The 12,367-nt window shown below is 71.0% G+C and carries 11 protein-coding genes; 3 read left to right on the forward strand and 8 right to left on the reverse strand.

Going from position 1 to position 12,367, the window contains the following annotated elements:
* Positions 1 to 27: 27 nt before the first annotated feature.
* The 5 genes from WMJ97_RS03535 to WMJ97_RS03555 form a co-directional block, all read right to left on the reverse strand.
* Positions 28 to 1,320 carry an NADH-quinone oxidoreductase subunit D gene (locus WMJ97_RS03535; RefSeq protein ID WP_347347616.1) on the reverse strand — a complete coding sequence of 431 codons (1,293 nt, stop codon included), beginning with the start codon at positions 1,318 to 1,320 and terminating at the stop codon, positions 28 to 30.
* A gap of 68 nt (positions 1,321 to 1,388) precedes the next feature.
* Positions 1,389 to 2,264 carry an NADH-quinone oxidoreductase subunit C gene (locus tag WMJ97_RS03540; RefSeq protein WP_347347581.1) on the reverse strand — a complete coding sequence of 292 codons (876 nt, stop codon included), beginning with the start codon at positions 2,262 to 2,264 and terminating at the stop codon, positions 1,389 to 1,391.
* Positions 2,261 to 2,815: an NADH-quinone oxidoreductase subunit B family protein gene (locus WMJ97_RS03545; protein ID WP_347347582.1), complete on the reverse strand. Its 555-nt coding sequence runs from the start codon at positions 2,813 to 2,815 to the stop codon at positions 2,261 to 2,263. The genes WMJ97_RS03540 and WMJ97_RS03545 overlap by 4 nt, the downstream gene beginning before the upstream one ends.
* A gap of 13 nt (positions 2,816 to 2,828) precedes the next feature.
* Positions 2,829 to 3,188 (reverse strand): NADH-quinone oxidoreductase subunit A, encoded by a 360-nt coding sequence (locus WMJ97_RS03550; RefSeq protein ID WP_347347583.1) that lies wholly within the window; start codon positions 3,186 to 3,188, stop codon positions 2,829 to 2,831.
* A 28-nt stretch (positions 3,189 to 3,216) separates the two neighbouring features.
* Positions 3,217 to 4,503, reverse strand: a complete 1,287-nt coding sequence (locus tag WMJ97_RS03555; RefSeq protein WP_347347584.1) for a geranylgeranyl reductase family protein — start codon at positions 4,501 to 4,503, stop codon at positions 3,217 to 3,219.
* A 138-nt stretch (positions 4,504 to 4,641) separates the two neighbouring features.
* On the opposite strand from WMJ97_RS03555, the gene WMJ97_RS03560 reads away from it, so the two are divergent.
* Positions 4,642 to 5,892 carry an isochorismate synthase gene (locus tag WMJ97_RS03560; protein WP_347347585.1) on the forward strand — a complete coding sequence of 417 codons (1,251 nt, stop codon included), beginning with the start codon at positions 4,642 to 4,644 and terminating at the stop codon, positions 5,890 to 5,892.
* Positions 5,893 to 6,004: 112 nt separating this feature from the next.
* Here WMJ97_RS03560 and WMJ97_RS03565 read toward each other — a convergent pair whose 3' ends face one another.
* Together WMJ97_RS03565 and WMJ97_RS03570 are read right to left on the reverse strand one after the other, a co-directional pair.
* Entirely contained in the window at positions 6,005 to 7,747 is a 1,743-nt protein-coding gene (locus tag WMJ97_RS03565) for a DUF6297 family protein (RefSeq protein WP_347347586.1), read from the reverse strand.
* Positions 7,744 to 8,436 (reverse strand): ABC transporter ATP-binding protein, encoded by a 693-nt coding sequence (locus WMJ97_RS03570; protein ID WP_347347587.1) that lies wholly within the window; start codon positions 8,434 to 8,436, stop codon positions 7,744 to 7,746. The genes WMJ97_RS03565 and WMJ97_RS03570 overlap by 4 nt, the downstream gene beginning before the upstream one ends.
* Before the next feature lie 150 nt (positions 8,437 to 8,586).
* On the opposite strand from WMJ97_RS03570, the gene WMJ97_RS03575 reads away from it, so the two are divergent.
* Together WMJ97_RS03575 and WMJ97_RS03580 are read left to right on the forward strand one after the other, a co-directional pair.
* Positions 8,587 to 9,231 (forward strand): class I SAM-dependent methyltransferase, encoded by a 645-nt coding sequence (locus tag WMJ97_RS03575; protein WP_347347617.1) that lies wholly within the window; start codon positions 8,587 to 8,589, stop codon positions 9,229 to 9,231.
* A 4-nt stretch (positions 9,232 to 9,235) separates the two neighbouring features.
* Complete coding sequence (locus tag WMJ97_RS03580) at positions 9,236 to 10,972, forward strand: TM0106 family RecB-like putative nuclease (protein WP_347347588.1); 1,737 nt, start codon at positions 9,236 to 9,238, stop codon at positions 10,970 to 10,972.
* Positions 10,973 to 10,998: 26 nt separating this feature from the next.
* On the opposite strand, the gene WMJ97_RS03585 is transcribed toward WMJ97_RS03580, so the two are convergent.
* Positions 10,999 to 12,339 (reverse strand): Nramp family divalent metal transporter, encoded by a 1,341-nt coding sequence (locus WMJ97_RS03585; RefSeq protein ID WP_347347589.1) that lies wholly within the window; start codon positions 12,337 to 12,339, stop codon positions 10,999 to 11,001.
* Positions 12,340 to 12,367: the final 28 nt, after the last annotated feature.

Genomic DNA, 12,367 nt, shown 5'->3' on the forward strand with positions numbered 1-12,367 from the left:
GGCCGTGAGCGCTGTTGTCGGGATGGCTCACCGGTCAACACCTCCCATGACGGGGTCGAGCGAGCCGACGGCGACCACCACATCGGAGATCATCCCGCCCTCGCACTGGATCGGAACGGACTGGAGGTTGTTGAAGCCTGGGTCGCGCATGTGCGCGCGGTAGGGCCGCGTCCCCCCGTCGGAGACGACGTGGCAACCGAGTTCGCCCTTGGGCGACTCGATCGGTACGTAGGCCTGACCGGCCGGCACCCGGAAGCCCTCGGTGACGGTCTTGAAGTGGTGGATCAGCGCCTCCATGGACTCGCCCATGATGTGCTTGATGTGCTCGTGGCTGTTGCCCTGGCCGTCGGGCCCGATGGCCAGGTCGGCGGGCCAGGCGATCTTCGGGTCGTCGACCCGCGTCGGCTGCCCCACGGACGCCTCCAGCCGGTCGGCGCACTGCTTGACGATGTGCAGCGACTGCCACATCTCCTCGAGCCGGACGCGGAACCGCGCGTAGCCGTCGCTGGAGGCCCAACCGTCTTCCGGCTTCCACGCGATCGACTCGAAGTCGTAGGTCTCGTACCCGCAGTAAGGCTGCTGCTTGCGGAGGTCCCAGTTGAAACCGGTCGAGCGGAGCACCGGCCCCGTGACGCCCATCGCCAGGCAGGCGGCCAGGCTCTGGTAGCCGACGCCCATCATGCGGACCTTGAAGATGGGGTTCTCGTTGCAGAACGCCGCGTACTCCGGGAGGTGCTTCTCGAGCCAGTCGATGACCGAGCGCAACTGCGTCAGGCCGGTCTCGGGCAGATCGTTCGCGACGCCGCCGGGCCGGATGTAGGCGTGGTTCATGCGCAGCCCGGTCACGGCCTCGAAGAAGTCGAGGATGACCTCGCGCTCGCGGAAGCCGATCGTCATGACCGTCAGGGCGCCGATCTCCATGCCGCCGGTCCCGATCGCGACCAGGTGCGACGCGATGCGACACAGCTCCATCATCAGGACGCGGATGGTCTGGGCCCGCTCGGGAATCTGATCCTCGATGCCGAGGAGGCGCTCGACGCTCATGCAGTAGGCGGCCTCGTTGAACAGGGGCGCCACGTAGTCCATGCGGGTCACGAACGTGGTGCCCTGCACCCACGTCCGGTACTCCATGTTCTTCTCGATGCCGGTGTGCAGGAAGCCGATGCCCGGGCGGATCGACTTCACCGTCTCGCCGTCACATTCGAGGATCAGACGCATGACGCCGTGCGTCGACGGGTGCTGCGGTCCCATGTTGATGACGAGCGTCTCGTCCTCACGGTCGGCCTGCTCGCGCGCGATCTCGTCCCAGTCGCCGCCCATGGCGGTGTAGACACGGTCGGCGACCTGCTCCTCGCCGGGTGCTGCGTAGAAGTCGTGCTCCGTGGCGCTCATCGGTAGTTCCTCCGCTGGTCGGGGGGCGGGACGACCGCGCCCTTGTACTCGACGGGAATGCCGCCCAGCGGGTAATCCTTCCGCTGGGGGTGCCCGTACCAGTCGTCGGGCATCAGGATGCGGGTGAGGTTCGGGTGACCGTCGAAGATGACGCCGAACATGTCCCACGTCTCCCGCTCGTGCCAGTCGGCGGCCGGGTAGACCCCGACGACCGACGGGACGTGCGCGTCGCCGTCGGGCGCCGACGTCTCGACGCGGAGCCGCCGGTTGTGCGTCATCGACTGCAGGTGGTACACGACGTGCAGCTCGGAGCCGGCCTCGTGCGGGTAGTGGACGCCCGAGACGCTCGCGCACAGCTCGAAGCGCAGGTGGGCGTCGTCGCGGAGGGCCTGCATCGCCTCGAGCAGCTTCTCCCGCGGCACGAAGAACGTCAGCTCGCCCCGGTCGAGGACGACGCGGTCGAACGGGTTCGGCACCAGCTTCTCCAGCCGGTCGCGCACCGCCTCCTGCCACGAGCCCGACGGCAGCGGCTCGCCGACGGGGAACTCGACCGTCCGCACGATCTCGCCGTAGCCCGACGTGTCGGGCGACCCGTCGGACCACATGCCCCGACGCGTCGTGATGACCTGCGGCCCCTCCTGGCGGGCCAACTGGGCCGCGGTGGAGTCGTCGGCCTGCGCGTCCTCCCGCTCGACGCCCGCCGCGGGCGCCGAGCCCGTCTCCTCCGACTTCTCGGGCGGGGCGGTGTCGACCGGCTTGGGCTTCTCGTCGCCCGCGAAATCGGGCTTGGCGCCCGGACGGCCCGGGGCGGCCTGCGCCTCGTCCTTCGCGGCCTGGGGGTCGCCCCCGATGCCCGGCTTGGCTTCGCTCATCGCATGAGCCCCTTCATCTCGAGGGTCGACGGCGCGACGAGCGCGTCGGCCTCGGCCTGCTCGCGCAGCTTGTCGCGGTGCTTGCCCATCGGATCCTTCAGGACCATCTCACGCAGCTTGAACATGCCGTCGATCAGCATGTCGGGCCGCGGCGGGCACCCCGGGACGTAGATGTCGACCGGCACGATGTGGTCGCCGCCCTGCACGATCGCGTAGTTGTTGAACATGCCGCCGGAGCTGGCGCACACGCCCATCGCCATGACCCACTTGGGGTTCGGCATCTGGTCGTAGACCTGCCGCATCACCGGCGCGAACTTCTGGCTCACGCGGCCCGAGATGATCATGAGGTCGGCCTGACGCGGCGACGCGCGGAAGACCTCCTGCCCCCAGCGGCCGGCGTCGAAGCGCGGCGTGCCGAAGGCCATCATCTCGATCGCGCAGCACGCGATGCCGAAGGTGGCCGGCCAGAACGACGTGCGCCGCATCCAGCCCGCGACGGCCTCGACCGTCGTCAGCAGGACGCCCTCGGGCACCTTGTCTTCGAGACCCATCTGTCTACCCCTCTCAGTCCCAGGTCATGCCGCCGCGGCGGTACTCGTAGAAGTACGCGATGCACAGCAGGAGCAGGAAGAACACCATCGCGAGCACCGTGAACAGCGGCAGCCGGTCGAACGCGACCGCCCACGGGTACAGGAACGCGATCTCGATGTCGAAGATGATGAACATCATCGCGGTGATGTAGTACTTCACCGGCACGCGCCCGCCGCCCACCGGCCGCGGCGTCGGGTCGATGCCGCACTCGTACGGCAGGTACTTCGTGTTGTTGTGGCGCTTCGGCCCGATGAAGAGCGAGGCGACCACCATCACCCCCAGCAGGACCGCTGAGAAGGCGAGCACTCCGAGGATCGGAACGTAGGGGCTCATCGCGTCCATCCCTTCTGGTGAGCACACATCATGCTGCAGGAACCACCTTCGTCGCAGCCGTAATCACCCGGTCCATCCAATCACCATTCTGGGTGTCGTAGAGGTGAGCGAGCAGTTTCATCGTGAACTTCATGAGCGTGGGCCTCGGGAGCCCGTACTCCGTACAGACGTGCATCACGCGGGGGTTGTTGATCAGCTTCACGAAGATCGTTCCCAGACGGAAGTATCCCCCCAGCGTGTCCTTCAGCGCGACGGGGTAATGCTGAAGCGCCTTCTCGGCCGACGGGCTCCCCGGCCCGCGGAAGTGGGCCTCGGCCACGGCGTCCGCGGCCAGTTCGGCCGACTCCATCGCGTAGGCGATTCCCTCGCCGTTGAACGGGGAGATCATGCCCCCCGAATCCCCCACCAGCAGCAGGCCGCGCGTGTAGAGGGGCTGCCTGTTGAAGCACATCGGCAGCGCCGCCCCGCGCACAGGCCCGACGGGGGTGCGGAACCCCCACTCGGGCGGCGTCGCGCCCAGCCACCGGCGCAGCATGTCGCGGTAGTCGACCTTGCCGAGGGCCGTCGCGCTCGTGGCGACGGTGCCGAGCCCGACGTTCACCAGCCCGTTGCCGAGCGGGAACGCCCACCCGTAGCCGGGCATGAGGTTCGATTCTTTGGGCTTGCCATCCCACAGTTCCAGCCACGAGTCGAGGTAGGGCTCGCGGTCGCGGGGGCTCTCGACGTAAGTGCGCACGGCGACGCCCATCGGACGGTCGTCGCGCTTGGTCAGGCCCATCGCCAGCCCGAGCCGGGAGCTGTTGCCGTCGGCGGCGACGACGAAGGGGGCGCGGAACTCGCGCCCGTCCTTGCACCGGACGCCGACGATGCGGTCGCTGTGGCGGTCGATGATCGGATCGGTCACGTTGGCCTGCTCGTACAGCCGGACGCCGCCCGCCTCGGCGTGTCGGGCCAACAACTCGTCGAACTCGGTGCGCGCGCGGGCGAGCCCGTAGGACGGGAACTCGGCCAGCTCGGGCCACGGGAGGATGAGTTCCCCCGTGGGGCCGCCGTGGACGCGCAGACCGTGATTGTGATGCCACCCGGCGGCCTCCGACGTGTCGATGCCCAGTCGGATCAGCTGCTTCGTGACGCGCGGCGTGAGGCCGTCGCCACAGATCTTGTCTCGGGGGAAGGACGCCTTTTCGAGGAGCGAGACCGCCAAACCCCGGTTGGCCAAGTAGCGAGCGGCCGTCGAGCCGCCCGGACCCGCCCCTACCACGATGACGTCGGACTCGGTGACCGGTCCCGGCCGTCCAGCCTGGGCGTCGGTCATCGCGCTCCTTCCGGTTGCGGATCCGCCCACCACGGGTGGATGCGGGGTCAGTCTAGGGAAAAAGCGCGCGAGTTTCCTCTCTTTCCAAGCCCGGCGCGATTCCTGCGGAAGGACGGCGCAGGACTAGGCTCTCGACCCGTGACCAAGCTGTTCCCAGGGCGCGCCTGGCACGCCCGCACCGTCGTGATCGACGACCCCGGCGCGTTGGATCGCTACCTCTCGGACGCCGCCGACGTCGCCTGGCTGCGCCAGGGTGACGGCGTCGTGGGCCTCGGGGTGGCCGACCAGGTCTCCGTCGGCGATCCCGCGGGGGCTCAGGCGTGGTGGAGCGAGTTCAGTGAGTCCATCGAGCACGAGACCGAGCTCGTCGGCGAGTGGGGGGTCGGGCCGCTCGCGTTCGCGTCGTTCGCCTTCGACCCCGCGGCGCCCGGCGCCCGCTCGGTCGCGATCGCCCCGCGCGTCATCATCGGACGCCGCGGCGACCTCTGCTGGGCGACGACCCTCGCGCCCGCCGACAGCGCTCCCCCGCCGTTGCCCCGGCCGGCCCCCGCACCCAGCGCCCCGGGCGCGATCTCGTACCCGCCCGATCAGGCCGAACGCGCCGCCTGGCTCGAGCGCGTCGCCCGCGCCGTCGAGCAACTCGCCCAGGGCGAGGCGCTCGACAAGGTCGTGCTGGCACGGGCGGTGGCCGCGCGTGCGGCCGAGCCCGTCGACCCGCGCTGGCTGGTCGGGCGGCTGGCGTCCAGCTACCCGTCGTGCTGGACGTACCACGTCGACGGCCTGGTGGGGGCCTCCCCCGAGCTGCTGGTGCGCTCGCGGGGCGGCCTCGCCTTGTCGCGCGTGCTGGCCGGCACGGTCGAGCGGCACCACGAGGAGGCCGACGACCTGCTCGCGGTCGCGCTGACCGAGTCGGCGAAGGACGTCGTCGAGCACGAGATCGCCGTGAAATCGGTCGCGGACGCCCTCGCGCCGGTCAGCTCGGGCATCAACGTCCCCGAGCAGCCGTTCGTCCTGCGTCTGCCGAACGTGATGCACCTGGCGTCCGACATCACGGCGGCGACGCTGCCGGGCGTGACCGCGCTCGACCTCATCGGCCGCCTCCACCCCAGCGCGGCGGTCTGCGGGACGCCGCGGGACGCGGCGCGCGCCACCATCTCCGAGCTGGAGGGCCTCGACCGGGGCCGCTACGCCGGACCGGTCGGCTGGGTCGACACCAACGGCGAGGGAGAGTGGGCCATCGCGCTGCGGTGCGGCCAGATCGGCGCCGATCCCCACGACATCACGCTGTTCGCCGGCTGCGGCATCGTCGCCGGCTCGGTGCCTGAGCGGGAGCTTTCCGAGACCGACGCCAAGCTCCAGCCCATGCGCGAGGCGCTCGGGGACGCCTGAGCCGCGGCCCGTCCTTCCCGTACGCCCCGGACGGGGGCGCTGCCCTCGGCGACCCGGCCCGGCGCCCGGACGCCGCCCGCGGGCGGCGTCCTCGTGATCGGGGGATCCGCGCTCAGCGGGTCGGCCGGCGGACCTTGATCTTCTCTCCCGCCCGCTGGGCCTTCTCGCGCTCGAGGGCCTCGCGCTCTTCTTTCGCCTGCTCCTGCATCTCCTCCATGTTGGCGCCGGAGCGCAGCAAGAAGTAGATGACCAGGGCGATCGCCAGCGACACCCACAGCGGGGCGCCGAGGATCAGCGGCGCGGTGACGGCCGCGACGACGTCCAGGCCCCGGAACAGGTTGAAGATCAGGCTGGGCTGGACGCCGCCGGCGTTCGTCGCCATCATCGGGCGGTTGTAGTCGACCTGCTTCGCCGTCTGCCAGCGCACGGCGCCCAGCAGCCCGGCGGCGCCCATGGCGATGGTGACCATCAGGGCGTCCGGGACCGTGCGGGTGGGGCCGCCGGTGAGCCCGAGCACGGCCGGGAACACCGCGACCGCCCACACCCACGCGATCAGCCCCGGCACGACGATGGTCGCGTTGCGGATCTGCGCCGTGGAGAACGGGAACGTGCGGGCCAGGCCGCCGGTGCGGCTCAGGACGCGCAGGCTGCCCAGGAACGGGATCAGGGCCGCGACCAGGGCCAACGCCGCGAGGAACGGCATGAAGAAGCCGAGGCCGAGGGCGTCCGCGGTGTACGGGACGAGCGCGGAGGCGGCCAGCCCCAGGAAGGGCTTCGGGAAGCGGACGAGCCGCTGGGCGTCGCGCCAGATCAGCGCCGTCGCACCGAGGCCCTTGCCGGACGTCGGCTTCACGTGCCCGCGCGCCACCGCCTCGCGCTCGACGAGGATGTCGCGGGCGAGGCCGAGGTCGAGCGCGAACATCGCGCCCTGCATGCCGCTCACCAGCGAGCCGCCGCTCAGCAGGCGGGCGCGTCGGATCAGGTTGAGCCGCCGGAACGTGAGGACGACGAACGCCAGGGTCACGACCACGCCGGCTGCCGCGACCGCCCAAGGCGCCTGCTCGGCCCACCCGGGCAGCGCGAGCGCGGCCACCCCCGCGGAGACCAGCACGAGCCAGACGACCACCGCGGTCGCGAGCGCCGCGACGATCCACTGCACGACCTGGACCGACCAGGTGCGCTCGGCGGTCTGCTCGAACGCGGCGTAGGCCATCAGGGCGGCGGAGAACGCCGCCGTGGCCAGCGTCCACGCGACGACCCCGGACGCCGGCAGCCCCGACAGCATCGTGATGAGCACGGCGATGGGCGCGGGCAGGAGGAAGGCCAGCAGGACGGCCGCACGGAGGCGTCCGCCGAGAAGACGGCTGCGCGAGACGGGGGCGTCCATGAGCCAGAAGCCCTCGGCCGCGGACGCGAGCACCGGGCCGAAGATGCGCGCCACCACGAGCGTCAGCGTGCCGACCGCGAACAGCAGCGCCCACGGCAGGAGGCCGCGGCTCGACTGGCAGGCGACGGTCGTGCATCCGGCGGCGCCGCGCTGGCTCGTCAGGACGAGGTTCACGACCATCGCGCCGATCACGGCCAGGCTGAAGATCATGAAGTAGGCGTCGCCGAGGACCTGCCCGATCGTCCGGGAGGCGCGGCCGTGACGCCAGGCCTGCATCAGCCGGTGCAGGGCGCGCTCGTCGGCCGGGTCGGTGTCGGCGTCGGGCAGGAAGTGGAAGTTCCAGTCGCGGTCGGCGTACTCGGCGTACGGACCCTGCGCGTCGCCCCCGGACGCCTGCGCCGCCGGCGTCGCCTCGGGGGCCGCCGTGGCCCCCTGCTGGCGGATCAGCTTGCGGGACTTCTTGCTCATTCGGCGTCCTCAGCCTCGAGTTCGGCCTCGTCGGCGGGCCGGCTCGGGCCGACCAGGCGCACGGTGCGCGTCGCGACCGTCTCGACCAGGTGCGGCTCGTGGCTCGCCATCACGATCGACAGGCCCCGCTGCCGCTCGGCCTTGAGACGCTCCGCGAGCCAGGCGACGCCCTCCACGTCGAGACGCTGCTCGGGCTCGTCGAGCACCAGCAGCTTGCGCGGCCGGACGAACGCCGTGGCCAGCGCGAGGCGCCGCCGCTGGCCGGAGCTCAGCGTGCCCGGCAGCTGCCCCGACTGCGGGACGAGCTGGACCTCCTCGAGCACCTCGTCGACCGCCCTCTCGGGGTCGGGGATGCCGTGCGCGCGGGCCAGCAGGTCGAGGTGCTCGACGACGGAGAGGTCGGGGAAGAAGTCGAGATCGTCGATGACGGTCGCGATGCCCGCCCGGATCTCGGGGTTCGACTCGCTCATGCGGATGCCCTCGAACTCGACGCGCCCCTCGTCGGGACGGTCGGCGCCGATCAGCATGCGCAGGATGGTCGACTTGCCGGCGCCGTTGCGCCCGGTGAGCGCGATCGCCTCCCCGGGGAAGACCTCGAGGCTGAAGTTGTCGACGATCGTGACCGGCCCGAAGGACTTACGGATCTTGGACGCGGTGAGCACCGGTGTGCGTTTGGCCATGATGCTCATTCTCCCCCACGATCAAGGACGCCGCCTGCGCGGCTCACGCGCCGCCCGGGCGGGACGCTGAAAATGCCCGCTGACTCGTGGAAAGATGACCGGGTGACGAAGAAGGATGCCCGCGCCACCCTCGCCAAACGCCGCGCCGATGTCGCGGCGATGTTCGACGGCGTGGCCCCCCGCTACGACCTCATGAACGACGTCATGACGGGCGGGGTCATGCGGTGGTGGCGGCACGAGGCGCTCCGGGCGATCGATCCGCGGCCCGGCGAGCGCATCCTCGACCTCGCGGCGGGCACCGGCGCGTCGTCGCGTCCGTTCGAGCGCGCGGGCGCGCTCGTCGTGTCGGCCGACCTGTCGCTCGGCATGCTGCAGGAGGGCCGGCGCCGGGCGCCGGACCTGCATTTCGTCAACGCGGACGCCCTCCACCTCCCCTTCGCCGACGGGGCCTTCGACGCGGTCACGATCAGCTACGGGCTGCGCAACGTCGAAGACACCCTGGCCGCGCTGGCCGAGATGCGCCGGGTGACGCGTCCGGGCGGGCGCGTCGTCATCAACGAGGTCTCCACGCCCACGTGGGGGCCGTTCCGGGCGCTGTACCGCCGCGTCATCGTGCCGGCACTGCCGACGATGTCGGACCTGCTGTCGTCGAACCCGGGCGCCTACGACTACCTGGCGGAATCGACGCTCGCGTGGCCCGACCAGCGGCGGCTCGCCGACCTGATGGTCGAGGCGGGCTGGCGTCACGTGGAATGGAAGAACCTCAGCGGCGGCATGGTCGCGCTGCACCGGGGGATCGCCTGAGCCGATGCCGGAACGCCTGTTTGTTCTGGACGCCTACGCCGCCCGAAGCTGCCCGCTGAAGACGGTCAACGCGTTCAACCCCACCCTCGGCACGCCGCCCCGCCCCGAGAGCGCGCCGCCCCCGTTCTTCCACGACGCCGACGGCATCGAAGCGGAGATCTGCTCGCGGCTGCTGGCGTCCACCCCGGACGCGGTCGATCTGCGCGTCCTGAGCGACGATCCGGTCGCCGAGCAGGAGGCCGCGACCCTCGCCGCGCTGCGGGCGCGGCGTCCGCTGGTGATCGGTGCGTTGCTGCCGCGCGACTGGGCGTCCCATCGCAGCGGACGCCCGTCGGCCCTGCTGCTGGCCCCCGACGGGTCGGGGTACTGGCCGGTGCAGATCAAGTTCCACAAGGTGATGGAGACGCGGCCGGTCGAGGACGCCACCCTGCGCTACTCCAGGCTCGGCGACCCGCGGACCGTCCACGAGCGCCCCGGGCGCAGCTTCCGCTGGGGGCAGCGCGTGAAGGCCGCGCTGCAACTCGCGCACTACTGGCGGCTGCTGGAGGCGTCCGGGCAGGCGGCGGCCCAGCCGTGGGGCGGGCTGGTCGGCCTGGAGCAGCTGCCGGAGGCCGACGGGCCGCACGGGCAGCCCGAGCCGGTGATCACCTGGCTCGACCTCGGGCTGCCGGTGGTCGCGCCGAACCCGGCGACCGTCCCCGAGCCGGAGGCGGCGCCGCGCATCTCGACGTTGGAGCGGTACGACGAGGAGCATGCGTTCCGCGTCCGGCTGGCGACGTCGTCGCTGGCCGCGACCGGGCCGAAGGCCCTGCTCACGCCCATCGTGAACCGCGAATGCGCCTACTGCGTGTGGCAGCCCTACTGCGTGAGCCAACTGGACGCCGACGATCTCAGCCTGCGCATCAGCAAGGCTCCCCTGGACGTCTACGAGGTCGCCGTGCTGCGCGAGCTCGGCGTCACGAGCGTCGGCGACCTCGCGAAGGCGGATATCGACGCCATCAAGGACGCCTACCTCCCCCGCGTCAGCCACCGGCTGGGCGGAGAGCAGCGCCTCCGCCTCGCGCAGCACCGCGCCCGGCTGATCGTGGAGGGCGTGGAGTTGGAGCGGCAGACGTCCGGGCCGATCGGCCTGCCGCGGCACGCGCTCGAGATCGACCTCGACATCGAGACGTCCGCCGACGACCGGGTCTACCTGTGGGGCTTCTTCGTCGACGACCACGACACGGGCCGACGCTACTACCAGCACTTCTCGGCGTTCACGGACCTCGACCGCGCCGCCGAGCGGGCGCTGGCCGCCGAGGCGATGACGTGGCTGCGCAACCTTGTCGCCGGGCGCGACGCGGCGGTGTACCACTACTCCGACTACGAGGTCGTCCGGCTGACGCGGCTCGCCAACGCCGGCCGCGGGCACGGGTCGGACCCGAGGACGGCGTCCGGGAAGGCGCTGGCCTGGGGCCGCGACTTCGCCGCCGAGGCGTTCGTGGACCTGTTCACCGTGGTCAAGCGCAACTTCTTCGGCGCCAACGGGCTGGGCCTGAAGGTCGTCGTGACCGCGATGACGTCGTTCGCCTGGCGCGACGAGGACCCGTCGGGCCTCAACTCCCAGTCGTGGTTCCACGAGGCGGTGCACGCCGGCGACGACGGCGTCCGGGAGGCCGCCAGGCGGCGGCTGCTGGACTACAACGAGGACGACGTCCGGGCGACCTGGCACCTGCGCGCGTGGCTGCGGACGCTCACCTGAGCTGTTCGCTCACGTGAGCCGTTCGCTCACCTGAGCTGCTTGAGCGCCGACATGATCGCCTGCCACACCTGGTAGCCGCCCAGCACCACGAACAGCACGGTGCAGATGCCGAGCAGGATGTTCTGGATCACGTTGTTGCGCCAGCGGGTCGGGATGCGGCGGCCGTTCAGCAGGCCCAGGTTGGTGAGGGCCATGAACGGCATGAACAGCGACCCGAGGACGCCGTAGAGCAGGATCAGCAGGATCGGCGTCGAGAAGCCCAGCATGTTCTGCACGACGAGGAAGACCATCGGCGGGAACGTGAGCCACAGGATGTACCACTTGAAGTAGCGGCCGCCGACGCGCGTGTCGGGGTGGTCGCTGTCGAGGCCCTTCATGTTGCCGACGAAGTCGGCGAACATCAGGGAGACGCCGTTCCAGACGCCGATGAGCGAGCTGAACGCCGCGGCCCAGAACCCGACGAGGAACGCCTTGCCGATGACCGCCCCGTAGCGCGCCTCCAGGACGCCGCCGAGGTCGAGCAGCCCCTCGTCGTTCGCCCCGAGCGTGACGCCGGCCGCCCGGACGACCTCGGCGCCGACGATGAGCATCGAGATCACGAAGATGCCGGTCATGACGTAGGCCATCGTGTTGTCGAGCTTCATGACCCGCATCCACTTCGGCGTGTACCAGCCCTTCTCGCGCAGCCAGTAGCCGTACGCCGCGAGCGTGATCGTGCCGCCGACGCCGCCCGCGATCGCGAGCGTGTAGAACATGCCGCCCTCGGGGATGCGCGGGACGAGGCCGTTGATCATCTCGGGCACGTTCGGCAGCGCGATCGCGGCCAGGATCACGACGACGACGAACATGATGCCCACGAGGGCGGCGGTGATCTTCTCGAAGACCGCGTAGTGGTTGAACCACACGAGCACGAACCCGAGCAGGCCCATGATCACCGCCCACACCGTCAGCGGCACGCCCGGGAACAGCGCCGCGAGCGGCAGCGCCGACGACGACATGGCCGACGCGCCGTAGAGGAATCCCCAGATGACGATGTAGGGGGCGAAGTACCACGTCGTCCAACGGCCGAGGCTGCGCCAGCCCTCGAAGATCGTGTAGCCGGTCGCGAGCGTGTAGCGGCCCGCGCCCTCGACCAGGACGATCTTCATGATGACGCCGACCAGCACGGCCCAGAAGAGCAGGTAGCCGTAGCGGGAGCCGGCGGTCAGGGTCGCGACCATGTCGGGCGCGCCGACGCCGGTGGCGGCGACGACGAGGCCGGGGCCGACGAGCTTCCACTTGGCGGGGCGCCCGCCGTCGTCGTCGACCCGGTCGGCGTGGCCGAGCTTGCTGCCGTCAGAGGGCGGGGTGGCTGCTGGATTCGTCATGCGATCACCTCGTTGGGTCGTCGTCCCG

Source organism: Nigerium sp., from assembly GCF_039811905.1.
Lineage (GTDB): Bacteria > Actinomycetota > Actinomycetes > Propionibacteriales > Propionibacteriaceae > Propioniciclava.

Excerpts from the sequence above, each read along its gene's own strand:
- WMJ97_RS03570 (WP_347347587.1), bottom strand. The coding sequence starts at position 8,436 with ATGAGCATCATGGCCAAACGCACACCGGTGCTCACCGCGTCCAAGATC.
- WMJ97_RS03540 (WP_347347581.1), bottom strand. The coding sequence starts at position 2,264 with ATGAGCGAAGCCAAGCCGGGCATCGGGGGCGACCCCCAGGCCGCGAAG.
- WMJ97_RS03555 (WP_347347584.1), bottom strand. The coding sequence starts at position 4,503 with ATGACCGACGCCCAGGCTGGACGGCCGGGACCGGTCACCGAGTCCGAC.
- WMJ97_RS03565 (WP_347347586.1), bottom strand. The coding sequence starts at position 7,747 with ATGAGCAAGAAGTCCCGCAAGCTGATCCGCCAGCAGGGGGCCACGGCG.
- WMJ97_RS03580 (WP_347347588.1), top strand. The coding sequence starts at position 9,236 with ATGCCGGAACGCCTGTTTGTTCTGGACGCCTACGCCGCCCGAAGCTGC.
- WMJ97_RS03535 (WP_347347616.1), bottom strand. The coding sequence starts at position 1,320 with ATGGGCGGCGACTGGGACGAGATCGCGCGCGAGCAGGCCGACCGTGAG.
- WMJ97_RS03575 (WP_347347617.1), top strand. The coding sequence starts at position 8,587 with ATGTTCGACGGCGTGGCCCCCCGCTACGACCTCATGAACGACGTCATG.
- WMJ97_RS03545 (WP_347347582.1), bottom strand. The coding sequence starts at position 2,815 with ATGGGTCTCGAAGACAAGGTGCCCGAGGGCGTCCTGCTGACGACGGTC.
- WMJ97_RS03550 (WP_347347583.1), bottom strand. The coding sequence starts at position 3,188 with ATGAGCCCCTACGTTCCGATCCTCGGAGTGCTCGCCTTCTCAGCGGTC.
- WMJ97_RS03585 (WP_347347589.1), bottom strand. The coding sequence starts at position 12,339 with ATGACGAATCCAGCAGCCACCCCGCCCTCTGACGGCAGCAAGCTCGGC.